Source organism: Ferruginibacter profundus (genome assembly GCF_054783275.1).
In genome coordinates this window covers 1,419,090-1,439,195 of sequence record NZ_BAAGQW010000003.1, presented here as the reverse complement: position 1 = coordinate 1,439,195, position 20,106 = coordinate 1,419,090, and the positions used below count along the sequence as shown (strand labels likewise).

The window sequence follows — 20,106 nt, the reverse complement described above, 5'->3', positions numbered from 1 at the left end:
TTATATGATATTATTTCATGCAAAATAAAAAGGGGCTGCATAGAAATGCTGCCCCGTTAAAATCCAATATCCTATGAAAAACCAGGTGCAAAATAATCTATAAACCCACAGCTTAAATACGTAGTAATACCTGAATTACAATAGTAGAGCTACGTGTTTTTTAAAAATTTGCCGTAATTACAGCAGCGCAATAAAGGGCGGTTTTGCTATTGTACAGGAGGTTTATTTGCGCCATCTTTGCTTCAGCAATTGATTGATAGGTTTTAATATCAATCCAGATCCGATCCTGTTCAAAGCCAAAAGTGTTTTCCAATATCCAATTAAAAAGACCATAAAAATTCAATATCAGTCAATTGCCTTTTTTCTGATATCCCAATTAAAACTGATACCACAAATCAAGAAATTAAAACTGCCGCAAGTAACCTGCGGCAGTTTTTTATTGGTAAAACATTTTCTTAAAAATGCTGCATACCGGCGGTTTATCTTTTTTAAAAAAGTGAGTAAAAAGATAGCGTTAATTTTTTTAGAAAACCCCTTCTTCATTATTTTTACGTTACGTCAATACCGTTATATGTTATTTGAAAAACAAGGGCAAAATCAAATTGCTTTTTGGGTTATGCCAATGCAGCCCGTGCATATAAGATTTACAAAGTACAGCTATTGCATACTATCCTTTTAATGGGAAAATTATACAAAATACTGCATGGTATTTATTAAGTGCCGCCGATAATTCAGGTTTCCTGTTTTAATTATCAATCAAAAAAAACAATACTCCTTTGCAGGTATTTTCTATTTTTAAAATAATCACTTTTTTGTAAAAACAAACCCGGTATAATATCGTTATCAATTTACAGCAACTGAAATAAGTTCGCTAAACAACAACAAAATAAATATGAAAAAAAACCTGTTCTACTTTATTTTTCTTTTCCTGGTTATTGGCCGGGCTTCATCGCAAAACCTGTATCCATTAGAAATTGATAAAAAATTTGGCTTTCAAAATGAAGTGGGGAAAGTTATAGTGCTACCTAAGTACGATAAAGTAAATAAATTTTCCGACGGAATGTGCGTAGTGGAATTGAATAATAAATTCGGGTATGTTGATCAGTCTGGCAAAGAAGTAATTGCATTGCAGTACGATTATGCCGGCGACTTTTTCCAAAACAGGGCAAGTGTAAAAAATAAAGATAAATATGGCTTTATTGATAAAACAGGAAAGGAAGTAATTGCATTTAAGTATGAGTACGCCGGAGATTTTCATGATGGACTTGCATTGGTAAAAAACGACAAATACGGCTTTATTGATGTTAATGGAAAACCACTTACAAAAATGGAATTTGATGAGGCCAAGTCCTTTTCGGAGGGTTTAGCTGCGGTTTATAAAGGAAAAACCATAAATGATAAATACGGATTTATAGACACCAGGGGAAAGCTGGTCATACCATACCGGTACGATTGGGTGAATTCACTTGATAATACCTCAAACATTTTTTCGGGCGGCCTTGCAAAAGTAGGCAGGGATGGTAAAAGGGGATTTATTGATAAAAGCGGTAACGAAATCATCCCCATACAATATTATGATGTAAGTATTTTTGAGGGAGGGCTGGCTACATATACAAAAGATGGAAAGGTAGGCCTTTTAAATAAATCAGGTAAAGAACTAACGGCACCGGGATACAGTGGTATTAGTTTTTTTGCCAACGGACAGGCCAAAGCCTGGATAAATATTGATTATAACTACAAATATGGCATATTAAGTAGTACGGGAAAAGAACTAACGCCGGTAAAATACCATGCTATTGACCAGGTTTCGGATCAACTGTATCGCATTGCAAGTGCAGATTGGAAATACGGACTGGTAGATGGTACAGGTAAAGAAATTGTACCCCTGCGTTACTCTTTAATCGACGACTTTATTGAAGGTATAGCTGCGGTAAAGCAAAACAATAAGTTTGGTTTTATAGATAAAACGGGCAGGCAGCTGGCCGCTCCCCAATATGATGATGTAAAAGACTTTTCGGAAAACCTGGCAGGGGTGCTGTTAAATAACAAATGGGGCTTTATTGATAAAGCAGGAAAAGAAATTGTAGCACCAAAATACGATGTGGCAACAGGTTTTGCAGACGGGCTAGCGGGTGTTGCCTTAAATAAAAAAGCAGGGTTTATAAATAAAACGGGTACAGAAATAATTGCTTTAAAATACGATGATATTTCAACATTTAAAGATGGGGTTGCCTTTGTATCACTAAACAAAAAATGGGGTGTTATTGATAAATCAGGAAAAGAAATTACTCCTGTAAAGTACGATCTTTTAGCACTGAGTTCCGAAGGCCTGTTTTTCTTTATGCAAAATAAAAAACTCGGGGTAATGGATACTACAGGTAAAGAAGTAATTGCACCACAGTTTGATAATGTCTTCCAGGAATTTATAAACGGAACTGCCCTGGTAGTAAAGGGAGAAGAAGTATTTTACATTGATAAATACGGCCAGCGTCAGCAAAGTGTGCAGTAAATTATACTTGATTAACCATAGCCACCCTTTAATACGGATACTGCCCTATCACATTGCCGGCCGGGTAATAATTGGCCACCACAATTACACTACCATTGGGGCAAACGGCCACACCCACGCCCATTTGCCGGGTATCTTTCCATATCATTTGGGTATAATGGCCGGTTTTAAAATAGTTGGCGGCGCTTATTTTGCGGTATTTGTAAAACTTCTTTTCGGCATACCAATCGTAGGAAGCCTGTATGGGAGGAAAAGCCTGTGCTGAGCTACCCCAGAAAATATTTTCCCCGTACAGCTTACCATCTTCGCCGCTTACCTCACGGTGTTTGATGCCGCAGTTATTATTAGTGGCCAGGTAATTGGCCCATTGCTGGGCATAAGCCGCAAGAGCAGTACTCCAGGTTAAAGCACCCACGCCTTGTTCAGTTCTGATGGAATTGTGGTGTGTTAAAATAAGCTCCGCATCTGCAGGTTTTATTTTGCTGCCGGTATTGGCGATACGGACGGCCTTATCCGGTGCCGAAGGTTGTGCATGTAATAAAGACGCTGAAAACAGGAATACGATCAATAAACGATACATAGGAGAGGTTTGTTACACAACTAAAGTATTACAAAAACAGCACCCGCTTTTCTTTACAGCTGTTAAATCAGATTTAATATTGGAGTTGGTCTGCAGATTGCGCAGATATCGCAGAAAAATACAATCCCCTCAGCGAAACCGGTATTTTCCGGGGCGCCTTTATTTCCGCACCATTCCGTGTAATCCGTGGCTAACCCTTTTTTGCCGCAGGTAAACCCCTTCTGCGTAATTTGTGATGTCTGCGGGTCAATTCTCATAATATGTTTTACTTTAGCCCCTCAATTGCCACCAATGAAAGTAAAGCTCCTCTTCCTGTACTTAACGGTAACCATTATGCACAGCAAAGCACAAACAAACCGCATTGACGTAGATAGTAAAGCGTATCCTGTATACACTGGTAAAGACCTTGGGTTAACCTGCTCTTCTGATAAATCCGTTTTTAAAATATGGGCACCCAATGCTACCAGGGCGCAATTAAAATTATACAGTCAACCATTGGGTGGAACGCCCACACAAACCATCGAACTGAAAAAAGCCATGCAAGGTACCTGGGCGGTTACACTAAATGGAAATTATAAAGGCAGTTATTATACCTTTTGTATACAGCAGGATGATAAATGGCTGAACGAAGTACCCGACCCTTATGCCAAAGCGGTAGGCACCAATGGCAAAAGAGCCATGGTGGTGGATTTAAAGCAAACCAACCCCACCGGCTGGGTTAACGACAAAGGCCCTCAATTAAAAAATGCTACCGATGCCATTATTTACGAGCTGCACATACGTGATGCCAGCATAGCAGCCAGCAGTGGTATTACCCACAAAGGCAAATACGCAGGCCTTACCGAAACCGGTACCAAAAACCCGGCGGGCCAAAGCACCGGGCTGGACCATTTAAAAGAACTCGGCGTAACACATATTCACTTACTCCCTTTTTTTGATTATAATTCGGTAGATGAGAACGACAGCATAAAACCACAATACAACTGGGGATACGACCCTTTAAATTACAACGCCCCCGAAGGCAGCTATGCCACCAATGCTGCTGATGGAGCAGTACGTATAAAAGAACTAAAGCAAATGGTACAGGCTTTTCATAAAAAAGGGCTGGCCCTGGTAATGGATGTGGTGTATAACCATACCGGTACTACCAACGAAAGCAATTTTAACCAGCTGGTACCGGGTTACTATTACCGGCACACGAAAAATGGAAAGCTAAGCGATGCCACCGCCTGCGGCAACGAAACCGCCAGCGAGCAACCCATGATGCGTAAGTTTATGATAGAATCGGTATTATATTGGGCTAAAGAATACCATATTGATGGCTTCCGGTTCGATCTGATGGGCGTGCATGATATTGAAACCATGAACCAGGTTAGCGCAGCACTGCACAAATTTAATCCCGGCATATTAATATATGGTGAAGGGTGGACGGCAGGCGCCAGCCCCCTGCCCGACAGCCTGCGTGCCCTGAAGCAAAACGCTGCCCAACTAAAAGGTATAGCCGTTTTTAGCGACGATATACGTGATGGCATCAAGGGCTCGGTATTTGAAGCTGCCGACCGTGGGTTTGCATCCGGCGATACCACAAAAACAGAAAGCATAAAATTTGGTATTGTTGCCGCCACTCAACACCCGCAGATAAATTACAACAAAGTAAACTATAGCAAAAAACCTTACGCCGCCAAACCGGCCAATACCATCAGCTATTCCGAGTGCCACGATAATAATACCCTTTGGGATAAGCTGGCCATAAGCACACCCGGGTCTACTATAGCCCGACGTACCGAGATGCACAAACTGGCTCTTAGCATAGTGCTTACCAGCCAGGGCATCAGCTTTTTACACGCCGGTACCGAATTCCTCCGCAGTAAAAAAGGCATTGAAAACAGTTTTAATGCCGGCGATAGTATTAATGCTATCGATTGGAATTTAAAAACCACCAACAATGCCATATACAAGTATGTGCAGGGCCTTATAGCTATGCGTAAGATACACCCCGCTTTCAGAATGACCAGCACCGCACAGGTACAAAAGAACCTGCATTTTTTTAATGCCCCTGCAGGCGTTATCGGGTACCAGCTAAATGGTGCTGCAGTGGGCGATAGCTGGAAGACTGTACAGGTTTGGTTTAATGGTACTGATAGCGAACAGGCAATACCCGCAGGTTTAATACAGGGCTTTAAAACTGCGGTGGTAAATAATTTATTTGTAAAACCCGTAGCTGTACAGGAGCTGATGATTAAACCTTATAGTTGCATTATTTTATACCGGTAATTAAATTAAAAGCATTTCTTTTTTGCACCAGGGCCTTTCTTTTTATGATACAAAATATTGGCCTTTCAACTAATCTTTGTATTTATTAAAAGACTTGCAGCTAAAAATATTCCGGGGCTTTAAAACGAGGCCTATACCGGCTGAGGTGGTGAGTTTTAAAAATTATTTTCTTTGCTTTTTCAAACATAAAATCAAAAATCCGAATTCCGAAATCGAAGTTATCTTTGCGGCATGATAAAAACTATTTTACTCAATGCTGTGGAAGCAGGCGGAAAAGAATTACTGCGATTTTTTAATGGCGAATTCAGGATCACTAATAAAGAAGGTATCAACAATCCGGTTACCGAAGCAGATCATGCTGCTGAAAAAGCAATCATTGATATTATTCAGCAAAATTACCCCGATCATTTTATTTTAAGTGAAGAGACCGGCGAGATCATTACCGGCAGCGAATACAAATGGATCATTGATCCTATTGATGGCACAATAAATTTCGCTAACGGTATTCCGATTTGCTGCGTAAGTATTGGCCTGGAAAAAAATGGTGAAATGATCATGGGTGCTGTATATGCACCGGTATTAAATGAATTATACTTTGCACAAAAAGGATTTGGCGCTTCATTAAATGATAAAAAAATTAAGGTGGGCAATAAAGCCGCTGTTATTGATAGCTGCCTGGTAACCGGTTTCCCATACACCTATTTGGATTCTCCTAACGGGCCGCTGCAAACTTTTGAAAAGCTGATCCGTAAAGGTGTTCCCGTTCGTCGTTTGGGTAGTGCGGCCATCGATTTATGTTGGGTTGCTGCAGGCCGATTTGATGGGTTTTACGAACACAAATTATCTGCCTGGGACAGTGCCGCAGGATTTTTAATGGTGCAGGAAGCCGGCGGAAGAGTTACCGATTTTGAAGGCAAACCCTACTCACCCTATCAACCACATATTTTAGCAACTAACGGATTGATACATGATGAAATGTTAGAAATCATTAACGGAAGGAAGGGATTATAAATATTGTATTTAACCAGTGTTCATCTGTGTAACCTGCCTGCCGGCAGGTCTGTGGCAAACCCTTTTTCGCCAAAGGCGAAAAACAAAATTAATTTTATGGAAGAAAGAACAGAAATAGCATCTCTTGGCGAATTTGGTTTGATAGATCATCTTACCAAAAACAATGAAATAAAAAATGCCTCCACTGTATTAAGTGTGGGTGATGACGCAGCAGTGATTGATCACTTTGGCAGGCAAACAGTAATCAGTACCGACCTGTTATTAGAAGGCATTCATTTTGATTTAAGTTATACACCGCTTAAACATTTAGGTTATAAAAGCGTGGTGGTAAATGTGAGTGATATTTATGCCATGAATGCCACACCAACACAAATTGTGATCAGCATTGGTATCAGCAATAAATTTAGTGTGGAAGCATTAGATGAATTTTACGAAGGCGTGTATGCTGCCTGTAAGGAATACGATGTGGACCTGGTGGGTGGCGATACCACTACCAGCCAGCGTGGATTTGTGATCAGCATTACCGCCATTGGAGAAGTGGCACCGGATAGTTATGTAACCAGAAGCGGTGCTAAAGTGAACGACCTGATTTGTGTAAGCGGCGATTTAGGTGGCGCATTTTTAGGGCTAACCTTATTAGAAAGAGAAAGAAGAATTTTTGAAACCACCGGTGCACAACCCGATTTAGAAAACCAGGCTTATATTGTTGGCCGTTTATTAAAACCCGAGGCAAGAAAAGATGTGATAGAGTATTTTGCAGCACAAAATATTATGCCCAGCAGCATGATGGACATCAGTGACGGATTAAGCAGCGAACTACTGCACATTTGTAAACAAAGCAATGTGGGTTGCGTTTTGTACGAAGACAAACTGCCATTGAATGAAGACAGTAAAGCTTTTGCTTACAAATTGGAATTAGACCCTACTGCATGTGCATTAAGTGGTGGCGAAGATTATGAATTGTTATTTACTGTAGCGCAGGCCGACTATGAAAAGATAAATGCCAATAACGGTTTAACCATTATTGGGTATATTACAGAAAAATCCGAAGGGCAACACATTATTACCCGTGGTGGAAACAAACATGAATTAGTTGCACAAGGGTGGAATCATTTGAAGTAATGACTTACAGATCCCCGATTATATTTTTAATGTTAATTTTTGTACTGGGCAGTTGTTCGGTTACAAAAAAAAATTACACGCCTAACAAAAAATACTCCAAACAAAAACTGCAACAGGATTTTACTTTATTGAGAAATATCCTGGAAAAAAAACACCCTTCTTTATACTGGTACACCAGCAAGGATAGCATGGATATGTATTTTGCACAATACTACAATGCTATTGAAGATAGTATGACCGAACAGCAATTTGGCTGGAAGATAATAGCACCGCTTACTGATAAGATTCATTGCGGCCATACCAGCTTTGGTATGAGTAAAGCATATAACAAGTGGGTGAGTAATAAAATTATTCCTTCTTTTCCGCTGTTTATGAAGGTATGGAATGATACCATGGTGGTAACTGGAAATTTAAACCGTAAAGATTCCATTTTAAAAAGGGGTACTTTAATTACCGGCATCAATGGTTTAAATAATGCAGCATTAGCCAAAACCATGTTTAGTTACATGACAGAAGATGGCAATGCCAATAATGTAAACTATTTAAGGCTCAGCAATAATTTTCCTTATTATCACCGTAATATTTTTGGTTTAAGCAAAGAGTATTCGGTAAACTACCTTGATGCAGCAGGTAATACACAAACGATAAAAGTACCGCTGTTTGATCCGCCAAAAGATACCAGCAAAAGAGTAAGAACAACGCCATTAGTAAAAAGATCAAAGGAAGAAAGAAAACAGCAGCAATTACAAAACATCCGTTCTCTTGCAATTGATACAGCGAGTAATACTGCCGTTATTACTTTAAACACTTTTAGCACAGGTAAACTACGTAAATTTTTCAGGCAAACATTCCGCTACATAAAAAAAGCAGGCATTACCAATACAGTGCTTGATATCAGAAGCAATGGTGGTGGTAAAATTAATTTGTCAACGTTGTTAACTAAATATGTAACGCGGCAGCCATTTAAAGTTGCTGATTCTTCTTATGCAGTAGCCAGGTCTTTGCACCCCTACTCTAAATACATTAAAAACCGTTTTATCAACAACCTTGGTTTAGTGTTTTTAACCCATAGAAAAAAAGACGGCAGGTACCATTTCGGCATGTGGGAAAGAAAACTGTATCATCCTAAACACCATAATCATTTTGATGGCGATCTGTATGTGTTGATCAACGGGCAAACGTTTTCTGCTTCGGCTTTATTCTGCAATGCGATAAAAGGTCAATCCGGAATAAAAATTATTGGTGAAGAAGCCGGTGGTGGCTGGTATGGTAACAGTGGCATCATGATTCCTGATATTACTTTACCTAATACGCATTTAAGAGTGCGACTGCCTTTATTCAGGTTAGTGCAATATAAACACGTGCCTAAAGATGGACATGGCGTGATGCCGGATATTTATATTGGCACCAGCTACGACGCCTTGATAAAAGGGTACGATAAAAAATTACAGGTGGTGATGGAAATGATAAAAAGTAAAAAGAGAACTGGAAACTAGGATTGTTGTGTAGTGTGTACAGAAATACCTGGTGGGTATTTTTTACAAAATCGTAAAATCATCCGCATCATTTAAAAAGGGAAATTTCGTTCTCACTTCGTCCAGTTTTTCTTTTGATAAAGTAATTGTATTAACATCTTCTTCGTCTGCCATATGATACAATACCTGACCCATGGGGTCAATCACTAAAGTATTTCCACTGTAGTGAATATTTTTAGCATCATCGCCTACACGATTAACACCCACCACATAACACTGGTTTTCTATTGCCCTTGCACATAATAAAGTTTTCCAGGCATGGCTGCGTCGTTCGGGCCAGTTGGCCACATAAATCAATACGTCGTACTCAGCAATGCCGTCCTCCGGCTTCTGGCGGGCCCAGACAGGAAAGCGTAAATCATAACACACCTGTAAATTTATTTTCCAGCCTTTAACTGATGCAATCAGGCGTTTGTTGCCGCTGCTGTAGTGCTGGTCTTCCTCGCCGTAAGCAAATAAATGCCTTTTATCGTAATAACCATATTGGCCATTGGGTAGCATCCAGATGAGGCGGTTATAATATTTTCCTGCCTCTTCAATCATCACACTGCCGGTTAATACAATGCCATTTTTATTACTTATCATTTTCATCCACTCTATTGTGTCGCCATCCATAGTTTCGGCAAGTTCTTTCGCCCTCATACTAAAACCGGTAGTAAACATTTCGGGCAATACCACTATTTCGGTCTTTTCTTCAATGCTGTCTATTTTTTGTTGCAGCTGTTGCAGGTTGGCCGTTTTATCTTCCCAGATTAAATTGCTTTGTATGGTAGTGATAGTGAGTGTAGACATGTAGTTAAGTCATTAGCTATTCAAATTTAAGATTTATATTCTTTCTTTAGCTAATTTAAGCCGCTTTTGACAGCTATTTTGGAACGCATATTTTTATGATGGTGATGATTTTCACCGATAAAGATCATAACTCATCTTAATCATTATAAAAATCTGCGTACCGGAACTAAGCACTGTAGGTACCATAAAAAACTTATTGAAGATGAATCAATCGATTAACCGCTTCTTCCAACGTACTTTCTTTTTTGGCAAAACAAAAACGCAACACTTTATTATCTGTGGGCACTTTATAAAAAACTGAAACGGGAATGCTGGCTACACCATACTCTTTTGTAATGCGGATAGCTAAGTCTTTTTCAGTTTCATTACTTATATCCGCATAACTGTACAATTGAAAATAGCTGCCGTGAGAAGGCAATGGTTTAAATTTTGTCTGCTGCATCAGGCCGGCAAAATAATCTCTCTTTTGCTGCAGGAAGTTGCCGAGTTGCAGGTACTTTTCTTTTTGTTGTAAAAATTCTGCCAAAGCAAACTGCACCGGGCTGTTACAACTAAAACAATTGAACTGGTGTATTTTCCTGAACTCACTCATTAATGCCGCAGGTGCCACACAATACCCGATTTTCCATCCGGTGCAATGGTAGGTTTTACCAAACGAAAAACAAACAAAACTTCTTTCTAACAGCTCCGGATAGCGCAACATACTTTCATGGCGCAAGCCATCAAAAATTAAATGCTCGTATACCTCATCGCTCAAAATAAAAATGCCGGTATCTTTTACAATAGCACTTAACTGCACCATATCATCTGCACCTAGCACACTACCTGTTGGGTTGTGCGGCGAATTAAGCATGATCATTTTTGTTTTTGAAGAAATTTTTTGTTTCACCAGCTCCCAGTCAATTTTATAATCGGGATAAGTAAGCGGAACTAAAACGGGTATGGCTCCGTTTATTTCTATCGTGGGAATGTAACTATCGTATGCCGGTTCAAAAACAATCACTTCATCGCCAGGTTGTAATACAGTAGTTAGTGCTGTAAAAATGGCGTAAGTACCGCCCGGAGTAACGGTAATTTCTGTTTCCGGGTTAACAGTAGCGGCGTATAAACCGTTTATTTTTTCAGCCAGTCTTTCTCTTAACGCCATCAATCCATTCATGTGCACATACTGGTTGTTGCCTTTCAGCATCGCCTCATTTACTAAAGCCACCAATTCCTCATCCATTAAAAAATCGGGAAAGCCCTGGCCAAGGTTGATGGCCTTGTGGTCTGCGGCTAATACGCTCATTACCGTAAAAATAGTAGTGCCAGCTTTTGGCTGCTTGCTGTTGATTATTGGTTGCAATCTGTCTTTTTCTTTTCAAAGATACGTACCAAATTAATGGAAAGAAAAATGCCAGCCTGGATAATATTTTGGTAACGGACTGGAAGAGCTGAGCGTGTGCGCCCTGTATTTCGTTTATTTTACCCATCTTAAATGAAACGGGGTTGCCAAAGATTTTATTCACCACCTGCTTATTAGTTTTATAAGCAATCCTTAATGAATCTGAGTTATACAACCACTTTTCATTTGCCCGTTGCTCAATAGTTATATCAGGCTCTCTGTCCACATCAAAATAACACCACTTACCATTAATATAACTTTGAATCACAAAATGGCCGACAGTATATAGTACCCGGCAATCAAGTTTTTTTCTTTGCAGCAACTCCATTAACACCGCACTTTGCTGGCCACAATAGCCATATGGCTTTGTTAATATATCATCGGCTGTAATTTTTGAAGAAACATAGAGTCCTGTAAATTTTTGAGCCAGTGATGCGATCCAGTTTTCATTAAGGTTTTGGGTGGCGTATTTGTGATAAAATCTCAGGCTTACAATATCATTTGCAAGAACGGCATATTCCAAACTTCCCGGAACGATATTTTTTTTGCCGGCAAGGCTATCGATATATGACTCAAGTTTTGACAAAGAATTAAGCCTGCTTAAAGAAGGGTCGAATTTTTCGTGGATATCTATTTTACCTTTATATTCATTGATATTGAAATCAATAAAATTAAGGAGTAAAAATAAAAATACAAGAGACGCTGATACAAGCAGTTGTATTTTACGGCGCATAGGTATAGATAAAAATTTTACTTAGGATTCAGGTTTAATTCAATAACTCTGCAGGATTTATATGCCGAGTCAGCTGGTTTTAAACACAGCCAGTTAGACGACAAATATATCTGACCGTTTAAAGCAGGAGATTAAAATAAAATTAAAACCGGGTTAAAATGTTTATAAATGCCGGTAGTACACGAAGAGATAAAATTCTACACAGCGTCAAATATTTTCTACACCAGGGTTGATGTATATAAATGGAAGGAGTACCCGAAAATCTTGTTGACGGGTACAAGTTAATAATTATGCTGTATGTAAAAGTGGTATTACAAAAACTTATCGCCTTTGCTGCGTTTAATTTCTGCTACGTATTCTTTAATCTCCTGTTCTTTATCTTTTTTACAGATCATTAAAACGTCTTTGGTATCCACCACAATAAAATCATCGAGGCCCTGCAGTAACACCAGTTTTTTATTATCGGCGTGTACCATATTTTTGGTGGCATCAATCACTACTACATTATCTCCGGCAACGGCGTTTTCTAAATAGTCTTTGGCAAGATTATCGTAAGCACTGCCCCAGGTGCCCAAATCGCTCCATCCAAATGATGATGGAATGATGTATACATTATCGGCTTTTTCCATGATGCCATAATCGATAGAAATATTTACGCATTGCGGATATATCCTGTCGATAGCTTCTTTTTCGCCTGCTGTATTAAAACTGGTTTTTTCTGTATCAAACAGTTCATTCAGTTCGGGTAATAACTTTTCAAACGCAGCAACAATGTTTTTTACCTGCCACACAAAGATGCCTGCATTCCATAAGAAATCGCCACTGGCCAAAAAGGTTTTTGCCAGTGCCAGGTCTGGTTTTTCGGTAAAGGTTTTTACTTTATATACATTTTCACTTACAGCATGTGGTTCATACTGTATGTAACCATAACCTGTATTGGGATGCGTTGGTTTAATACCTAAAGTTACCAGCGCTTTAATATTAGCCGTAAAATTTAAAGCCGCCAAACAAATGGTTTTAAAGTTTTCCGGCTCTAAAATAATATGATCGGCAGGCGCACAAATTAAATTGGCTTCAGGGTTTAGCTGCAGCAGTTTGTGTGAAACATAGGCCACACAAGGTGCTGTGTTTTTCCGGGAAGGTTCGCACAAGATGTTTTGCACGGGTATTTCGGGTAATTGCTTTGCTACAATATCTTTATATTGATCGGATGTTACTACATAAATATTTTCTGCCGGCACAAAATTGGCAAAGCGGTCAAACGTTCCCTGTATAAGTGTTCTGCCGATATTTAAAATATCCAGGAACTGTTTAGGAAAATCGGTGCGGCTCATGGGCCAAAACCTGCTGCCGATTCCTCCGGCCATTATTGCTACGTAGTTATTTTTGTTCATCCTGATTAAGAGATTTATTGTTTAAAATTAGGGTATCTATAATGAATGTTAACTGCCTGTCGCTATTATTTTTAAAAGACTCGTACGAATCGGGAATAAAATAATCCGGCACCAGCCCGTGACCAGTATTTTTTTCTTCCTTATTGGTATAAATAAAGTGAACGTAAGGAAAGCTGAAATTAATTTTTGAATTGGGCAACTCGTACTTTAAAGTAGTAAACCCGTTGCCGGAAAACGCCCCTCCCTGTGTTTCTTCCCCGATAATTTTGCCTCTTCCCGCATTTTTTACCAGCACTGCAAAATAAGATGCGGCTGACGCCACTTTACTGTTGGTTATAATAAATACATTGCCTTTGTAATGAAGATTATCAGGTTGCCAGGTTTCAATTAAAGAATCGGGCATAGTAAAAAAATCATTGTTAAGCCTTGCAAAAAATTCCGTTTCAATGCTCTTATTAACATCATCTTTTTTATACTCACTAAAATCTTTTTCTAAATAAGCGGTGTATGGTATGGTTTTAATTTTACAGATCGCCCTCTCAAATTCGTTAAATGGTTTTTCTGTTAAAAAAGAGTACAATAAAAAAGAATTGTATAGTTTTCCTCCTGTATTTTCTCTTAGGTCGATAATTAACGATTGTATATTCTTTTTATTTTGCAGCAATTCAAATGAATTGTAGCAAAAGTTTTCAAAGGCATTTTGTTTAAGGTTGCCCTCGTACTGAAATGTTGCCACTCTTAAATATGCATATTTTTTTTCGTTGTTGATATAAAAATCATAGTCCACCGTAACCGGATCGTAATAGTATTTATAATTAATTTCCCTGTTATTCCATTCTGATAAGCTTATTGCATTTTCTGTTACCCGTCTTTGTTTACCAAACGTGTCCAGCACATTCAGATCAAATTTTTCCTGTGCCCCGTATTTTAAAAAATACTCCATACTAAAATTATCTGCCGCCAGGTTTTCCTGTGCTTTTCGGTGAAACCCTTCTACCGAGTTGTACACCATCAGGTTTTTAATAATTTCTTTTACCGGTTCGTTATTGATACGCCTGATCTCTGTTCTTTCGGATAAGTTTTGCCTGGCCACGTTTATAAATAATTTATCTCCTATCCATTTTACAGGGTACGGAAAAAAAACAGCCCTGTTTTGTAATGTATCATATACATACCCGGCCAGGTCGGCATTGGTATGAGAACAACCAGTTTCGTTGGTAATAAAGTTGATCTTGTTATAAAAATCTTTCAACGTTACCGGATCGGTAAGTGAATTACGAATACTATCTGTGAGATTATAAAATCTTTTTTTGGAGAGGTACACATTAAGAGAAGGGTGGGCACTTTTTAATATGGCAGTAAAAATATCAAAATCTTCTGTTGCCTTTTTTAATGAGATCTTTTCGGTGGAAGGGTCGCCGGGTTTATCGTTTGCACAAGCAGCCAGTAAAAGTGCATTGATGATGATAACAGAAATCCATTTATTCATTGCAGGGCTATATTATTCCTTCTCTTATTAAATCATGCAAATGAATGATGCCTGCGTACAACCCGTTCTCAATAACCACCAGCTGGCTGATATTATAGCTTCGCAGTGCATCCAATGCTTCTGTTGCCAGCGCATCTGCAGCAATTGATTTAGGATTTTTACTCATAATGCTTGTGGCGGTAAGGTTACCAAAATCATTGGTGCTCTCCAGCATCCTTCTTAAATCCCCATCCGTAATAATACCCAAAACATTATTTGCTGCATTCACCACCACTGCGGTGCCCAGGCGTTTTTTCGTCATCTCTACAATCACTTCTTTTAGCCCTGCTTCCGGCAATACCGCAGGTTTTTCATTTTGTGATGCCAGGTCGCTTACCCGCAGGTATAATTTTTTACCCAACATGCCGCCGGGATGAAATTTTGCAAAATCTTCGCTGTTAAATCCCTTTATCTCCATCAGGCAAACTGCCAATGCATCACCCATTACCATTTGTGCAGTGGTGCTTGTGGTAGGCGCAAGATTATTAGGGCAGGCTTCCTGCTCCACTGTAGTATTTAACACAATATGGCATTGCTGTGCCAGGTAAGATTGGGTATTGCCCACCATGCCGATAATAGTGTTGCCAAAATTTTTGATCAATGATACCAGCACTTTTATCTCGGGGCTGTCGCCGCTTTTGCTGATGATGATTACCACATCATTTTGCTGAATCATGCCCAGGTCGCCGTGTATAGCATCTGCAGCATGCATGAAAAGCGCCGGTGTTCCCGTGCTGTTTAATGTAGCCACGATCTTTTGTGCCACTACAGCACTTTTGCCAATTCCACTGATCACCACCCGGCCTTTTGCAGCAGCAATATTTTCCACAGCAGCAACAAAACGGTCATCAATAAATGCGGCTAAACCACTTACCGATTGGGCTTCCAGCTCAATGGTTCTAAGTGCAGAAGGTATAATTAACTGGCTGTTCATTTTTGTGCCGCAAACCTACTCTAAATCGGGCATAATGCAAAGGTTGTTCAACCAATTTTAGATTGGCGATTGCAGATTGTAGATTTTCTTTGAATCATTGCTCATTTGTGTTGGCAGGTTTTGCATTTTCTGGCATTGGAGTTTGTAAGCCGGCAGCTCAAAAACTGTTCCTGCTTATTTGTGAAGCCAGGGATGGATAAGACCTGTAATGGTCAACCTGACCGCTGGCAGGCTGGTCTAAAATCATAAATCTATTTAACACTTGCACTTTGGATTTTTTTGAGTATCTTAAATGATTATATGTTGTTAAATATGGGCCAGGTTGTATTAATAGCTTGCTTTTACAGTTGCGGAGAGTTAACTTCGCTGCCCGTTTTAAAAAACTTGTTTACATCAAATAAAACGACACCAAGAAATAGTGTGAAAGAAAACTTGTTATGGCTACAGTAAAACCAAAATCTGCTAAACCTAAAGCCGATATAAAAAAACCGCTTAAGCAATCCGGCGAAAAAGCAGCACCTAAAAAAGATCAGTCAGACCTGACCGCAGAATTACAAAAACATTTTGGCCTAGATAGTTTCAGGGGAACCCAGGAAGAAGTGATTAAAAACCTGCTTGCCGGCAATGATACCTTTGTGATAATGCCCACAGGCGGAGGTAAAAGCTTATGCTACCAGTTACCGGCTATCATCAGCGATGGTGTGGCTATTATTGTTTCTCCCCTGATTGCTTTAATGAAAAACCAAGTTGACCTGGTAAGAAGCTATAGCAGTAAAGACCATGTGGCACATTTTTTAAACAGCACCTTAAATAAAGGCCAGCAAAAAATTGTAAAGGACGACCTCACTACCGGCAAAACAAAAATGCTGTACGTGGCGCCCGAAACAATGACCAAAGAAGAGAACGTTACTTTTTTTAAAGACCTGAAAATATCTTTTTTTGCGGTGGATGAAGCCCATTGTATTTCAGAATGGGGGCATGATTTTCGTCCCGAATACAGGAGGTTGAGGGAGATCATGGATATGATTGATGAAAAGATCCCTGTAATTGCATTAACCGCAACCGCAACACCCAAAGTGCAGAGTGATATTGTAAAAAACCTGGGGCTTCGTGATCCTAAAATTTTTATCTCTTCTTTTAACAGGCCCAATTTATATTACGAGATTCAGCCTAAAATAAATTTAGACCAGACCAATAAAAGCATTGTGCGGTTTATACACCAGCACAAAAATAAAAGCGGTATCATTTATACACTCAACCGCAAAACCACCGAAGAACTGGCCAGTATGTTAATGGCAAATGGTATTAAAGCTGTTGCCTACCACGCAGGGTTAGACGCCAAATTAAGGGCCGACCGCCAGGACCAGTTTTTAAATGAAGATGTGGATGTAATTGTAGCTACTATTGCCTTTGGAATGGGTATTGATAAACCCGATGTTCGTTTTGTTATTCACTACAACATACCCAAATCGATAGAAAATTATTACCAGGAAACAGGCCGTGGCGGACGTGATGGTATGGAAGGAAAATGTATCCTGTATTATTCGCATAAAGATGTGGCCAAGCTGGAACATTTTATGAGAGACAAACCCCTTAGCGAAAGAGAAGTAGGCGCACAACTCATCAACGAAACCGTGAGCTATGCCGAAAGCAGTGTATGCCGCAGAAAAACCTTACTGCATTATTTTGGAGAAGAGTATGATGACAGTAAAAGTTGCGGCCAATGCGATAACTGTTTAAACCCTAAAGAAAGAATTGAAGCTAAAACTGAAGCAGTGGTGGTATTAAAGATCATTAAAGCTTTGGAAGAACGCTTCCCTATTGAATATGTACAATTGATTCTTGCCGGTAAAGCAACGCCTGCGGTAAAAATGTACCGGCACGAGGAGCTGGATGTTTTTGCAAGTGGCAACGATAAAGAGCCGCATTTCTGGAACAGCCTTATACGCCAGATGTTACTGAGTGGCTTAATTGCAAAAGATATTGTAGAGTATGGCCTGTTAAAATTCACCAAAAAAGGTGAAGCATTTTTAAAGAAACCTACGTCATACAAAATTGTTCTTAATAATTTATTTGAAGATGCCAATGCCGATGATGAGGAAAGCGAACAGGCTGCAGAAGCGGCCAGTGCCGTGGATGAAAAGCTGGTGCAATTATTAAAGGACCTTAGAAAAAAAGTATCGAAGGAAAAAAACCTGCCGCCGTTTGTGATCTTTTTAGAAAGCAGCCTGGAAGATATGGCCACTATGTACCCTACCAATATGACCGAGCTGGAAAAGATAAGCGGGGTAAGCAAGGGCAAGGCCATGCGTTATGGTAAACCTTTTTTAGATGTGATCATTAAATATGTGGAAGAAAATGAAGTTATACGTCCGGATGATTTTGTGATGAAAAGCGTGGCGAATAAAAACAATAATAAGATCTTCATCATTCAGAATATCGATAAAAAAATTCCGTTGGAAACCCTGGCCAAAAACCGTGGTTTACGAATTGATGAGTTGCTGGAAGAAATGGAAACCATTGTTGCCAGCGGCACCAAGCTTAACCTGGATTATGCCATTGACGAAATGGTGGACGAATATGAACAGGATGAGATCATCGATTATTTTAAAAGCTGCGAAACATCCTCCTTACAGGTAGCGCAGGAAGAACTGGCCGACAGCAATTTTAACTGGGAACAGCTGAAACTGATGCGGATCAAGTTTTTATGCGAATACGGCAACTAATTTGAGAATTTTGATTTGAGATTGCGGATTTTTAAGGGAATACCCTTATTTTTGCTGCCCAATTCAACGTTTTATTGTTGAAAACGGAAGGTGCGGTAGCTCAGTTGGTAGAGCAAAGGACTGAAAATCCTTGTGTCGCCGGTTCAATCCCGGCCCACACCACAAAAGGCTTTAAGGTAATCCCTTGAAGCCTTTTTCTTTTATACAACCCTTGTACTACTTTTGTTGCTCCAATCACCCGTTATGATAAAACGTATCATCCCTTCTTCCGGTAAAGCACTGCCTGTTATTGGCCTGGGCACCTGGCAAACATTTGATGTTACCAGCGCTGCTTATCCCGGTTTAAAAGAAGTGCTTACAAAAATGCATGCTGCAGGAGGCACATTAATAGATAGTTCGCCCATGTATGGCCGGTCTGAAAAAGCAATAGGTGATATCTGCTCCACCATGCCTGCGGCTGATGATTTTTTTTATGCCACTAAAGTGTGGACAACCGGTTTGCAGCAAGGCATTCGGCAAATGGAAGCATCGATGCAAAAAATGCAACGAACAACAATGGATTTAATGCAGATCCATAATCTTACAGATTGGAAAACACATTTGCCACAATTGCGCCATTGGAAAGAAACAGGAAAGATCAGGTATATTGGCATTACGCATTACACCGATGCCAGCCACGAAGAACTGGAGAAAATTATTACTGCAGAAAAATTAGATTTTGTACAATTCAATTATTCCATCACGGCACGTAATGCAGAAAAAAGATTACTGGATGTTGCCGCTGCTAACGGTGTGGCCACACTTATCAACCGCCCTTTTGGCGAAGGAAAACTGTTTGGTACTGTACATGGTAAAGCGTTGCCCGCCTGGGCAAAAGAAGCCGGCATTGATAGTTGGGCTGCATTCTTTTTAAAGTACATTATTGCACATCCTGCTGTTGCCTGTGTTATTCCTGCAACAGGTAACCCGGCTCATGTAACGGACAATTTAAAAGCGGGTGAAGGAATTTTGCCCGATGATGCTACCAGGAAAAAAATGATTGACTGGTTAGCAAATATATAAGGTATGCTTATTGTAATGCTGCATTACCGTGCTTAAAGCCTGCATCCACCAGTATGCTCACGGTATCCTTCAAATCGTTTTCCATTACCAGTACCAGGTCTTTAGAAAAAGTAGATACCAGCACAATATCTATACCTGCATTGGCCAGCATTCCCGTAATGTGTGCAATAAAACCAACACAGTAAAAGGGATTACCGCAACGGATATTGATCAGTTTCCAGTTTTCTTTATTCCGTTGCAGGTAGTTGATAGCAGGCAGGTTGCTGATCTCTGTTAATACGGTAATCTCATCAACATCTCTTACCACCATTAAATGCTTTTCGGCATCTGTTACTTCTGTTACATGAGTGTATACATACGTGCCCTCGTCAATAGTAAACCAGCTGCTGTCGATTACCGGTTGCAGCTGGTGCAAATAGTTTTTTTCTGATATCATAGACAGGTTAAAATGTAAAGCTACAGCATGGCTGCTATTTTACATTACGTAAAACAAAATGATTGATGAAATTTGTCTGTGTTTTA

15 protein-coding genes and 1 tRNA gene are annotated in these 20,106 nt (G+C 39.6%); 8 read left to right on the top strand and 8 right to left on the bottom strand.

What is annotated here, in order from left to right; all coding sequences use genetic code 11:
* Positions 1–892 precede the first annotated feature (892 nt).
* Positions 893–2,509, top strand: coding sequence for a WG repeat-containing protein (locus ACYVM0_RS25835; RefSeq protein WP_460562159.1), 1,617 nt, complete (start codon positions 893–895; stop codon positions 2,507–2,509).
* A gap of 28 nt (positions 2,510–2,537) precedes the next feature.
* On the opposite strand, the gene ACYVM0_RS25830 is transcribed toward ACYVM0_RS25835, so the two are convergent.
* Positions 2,538–3,089, bottom strand: a complete 552-nt coding sequence (locus tag ACYVM0_RS25830; RefSeq protein ID WP_460562157.1) for a CAP domain-containing protein — start codon at positions 3,087–3,089, stop codon at positions 2,538–2,540.
* A gap of 291 nt (positions 3,090–3,380) precedes the next feature.
* Between ACYVM0_RS25830 and pulA the strand changes: the two genes are divergently transcribed.
* The 4 genes from pulA to ACYVM0_RS25810 all read left to right on the top strand — a co-directional run bounded on the left by pulA (position 3,381) and on the right by ACYVM0_RS25810 (position 8,992).
* The gene (gene pulA / locus ACYVM0_RS25825) at positions 3,381–5,363 is read left to right on the top strand and encodes a type I pullulanase (RefSeq protein ID WP_460562155.1); all 1,983 of its coding nucleotides are present in this window, start codon (positions 3,381–3,383) and stop codon (positions 5,361–5,363) included.
* Positions 5,364–5,594: 231 nt separating this feature from the next.
* A complete protein-coding gene (locus ACYVM0_RS25820; RefSeq protein WP_460562153.1) occupies positions 5,595–6,374 on the top strand; it encodes an inositol monophosphatase family protein in 780 nt (259 codons plus the stop codon).
* Positions 6,375–6,470: 96 nt separating this feature from the next.
* Positions 6,471–7,496, top strand: a complete 1,026-nt coding sequence (gene thiL / locus ACYVM0_RS25815) for a thiamine-phosphate kinase (protein WP_460562151.1) — start codon at positions 6,471–6,473, stop codon at positions 7,494–7,496.
* Positions 7,497–7,525: 29 nt separating this feature from the next.
* Positions 7,526–8,992 carry a S41 family peptidase gene (locus ACYVM0_RS25810; RefSeq protein WP_460562149.1) on the top strand — a complete coding sequence of 489 codons (1,467 nt, stop codon included), beginning with the start codon at positions 7,526–7,528 and terminating at the stop codon, positions 8,990–8,992.
* Between the two features lie 42 nt (positions 8,993–9,034).
* On the opposite strand, the gene ACYVM0_RS25805 is transcribed toward ACYVM0_RS25810, so the two are convergent.
* The 6 genes from ACYVM0_RS25805 to ACYVM0_RS25780 all read right to left on the bottom strand — a co-directional run bounded on the left by ACYVM0_RS25805 (position 9,035) and on the right by ACYVM0_RS25780 (position 15,796).
* Positions 9,035–9,823, bottom strand: coding sequence for a nitrilase family protein (locus ACYVM0_RS25805; protein WP_460562147.1), 789 nt, complete (start codon positions 9,821–9,823; stop codon positions 9,035–9,037).
* A gap of 193 nt (positions 9,824–10,016) precedes the next feature.
* On the bottom strand, positions 10,017–11,111 hold the full coding sequence (locus ACYVM0_RS25800; RefSeq protein WP_460562146.1) for a pyridoxal phosphate-dependent aspartate aminotransferase family protein: 1,095 nt from the start codon (positions 11,109–11,111) through the stop codon (positions 10,017–10,019).
* The gene (locus tag ACYVM0_RS25795; protein ID WP_460562144.1) at positions 11,041–11,940 is read right to left on the bottom strand and encodes a hypothetical protein; all 900 of its coding nucleotides are present in this window, start codon (positions 11,938–11,940) and stop codon (positions 11,041–11,043) included. The genes ACYVM0_RS25800 and ACYVM0_RS25795 overlap by 71 nt, the downstream gene beginning before the upstream one ends.
* A gap of 311 nt (positions 11,941–12,251) precedes the next feature.
* Positions 12,252–13,334, bottom strand: a complete 1,083-nt coding sequence (locus ACYVM0_RS25790) for a mannose-1-phosphate guanylyltransferase (protein WP_460562142.1) — start codon at positions 13,332–13,334, stop codon at positions 12,252–12,254.
* On the bottom strand, positions 13,321–14,823 hold the full coding sequence (locus ACYVM0_RS25785; RefSeq protein WP_460562140.1) for a S41 family peptidase: 1,503 nt from the start codon (positions 14,821–14,823) through the stop codon (positions 13,321–13,323). The genes ACYVM0_RS25790 and ACYVM0_RS25785 overlap by 14 nt, the downstream gene beginning before the upstream one ends.
* Positions 14,824–14,830: 7 nt before the next feature.
* Positions 14,831–15,796, bottom strand: coding sequence for a KpsF/GutQ family sugar-phosphate isomerase (locus ACYVM0_RS25780; RefSeq protein WP_460562138.1), 966 nt, complete (start codon positions 15,794–15,796; stop codon positions 14,831–14,833).
* Between the two features lie 437 nt (positions 15,797–16,233).
* On the opposite strand from ACYVM0_RS25780, the gene recQ reads away from it, so the two are divergent.
* The 3 genes from recQ (at position 16,234) to ACYVM0_RS25765 (ending at position 19,584) form a co-directional block, all read left to right on the top strand.
* Positions 16,234–18,522 (top strand): RecQ family ATP-dependent DNA helicase, encoded by a 2,289-nt coding sequence (recQ, locus tag ACYVM0_RS25775; RefSeq protein ID WP_460562136.1) that lies wholly within the window; start codon positions 16,234–16,236, stop codon positions 18,520–18,522.
* 89 nt (positions 18,523–18,611) lie between these two features.
* Positions 18,612–18,684 (top strand) — tRNA-Phe (locus ACYVM0_RS25770).
* Positions 18,685–18,765: 81 nt separating this feature from the next.
* A complete protein-coding gene (locus ACYVM0_RS25765; protein WP_460562134.1) occupies positions 18,766–19,584 on the top strand; it encodes an aldo/keto reductase in 819 nt (272 codons plus the stop codon).
* A gap of 7 nt (positions 19,585–19,591) precedes the next feature.
* On the opposite strand, the gene ACYVM0_RS25760 is transcribed toward ACYVM0_RS25765, so the two are convergent.
* Positions 19,592–20,020 carry an ACT domain-containing protein gene (locus ACYVM0_RS25760; protein ID WP_460562132.1) on the bottom strand — a complete coding sequence of 143 codons (429 nt, stop codon included), beginning with the start codon at positions 20,018–20,020 and terminating at the stop codon, positions 19,592–19,594.
* Positions 20,021–20,106: the final 86 nt, after the last annotated feature.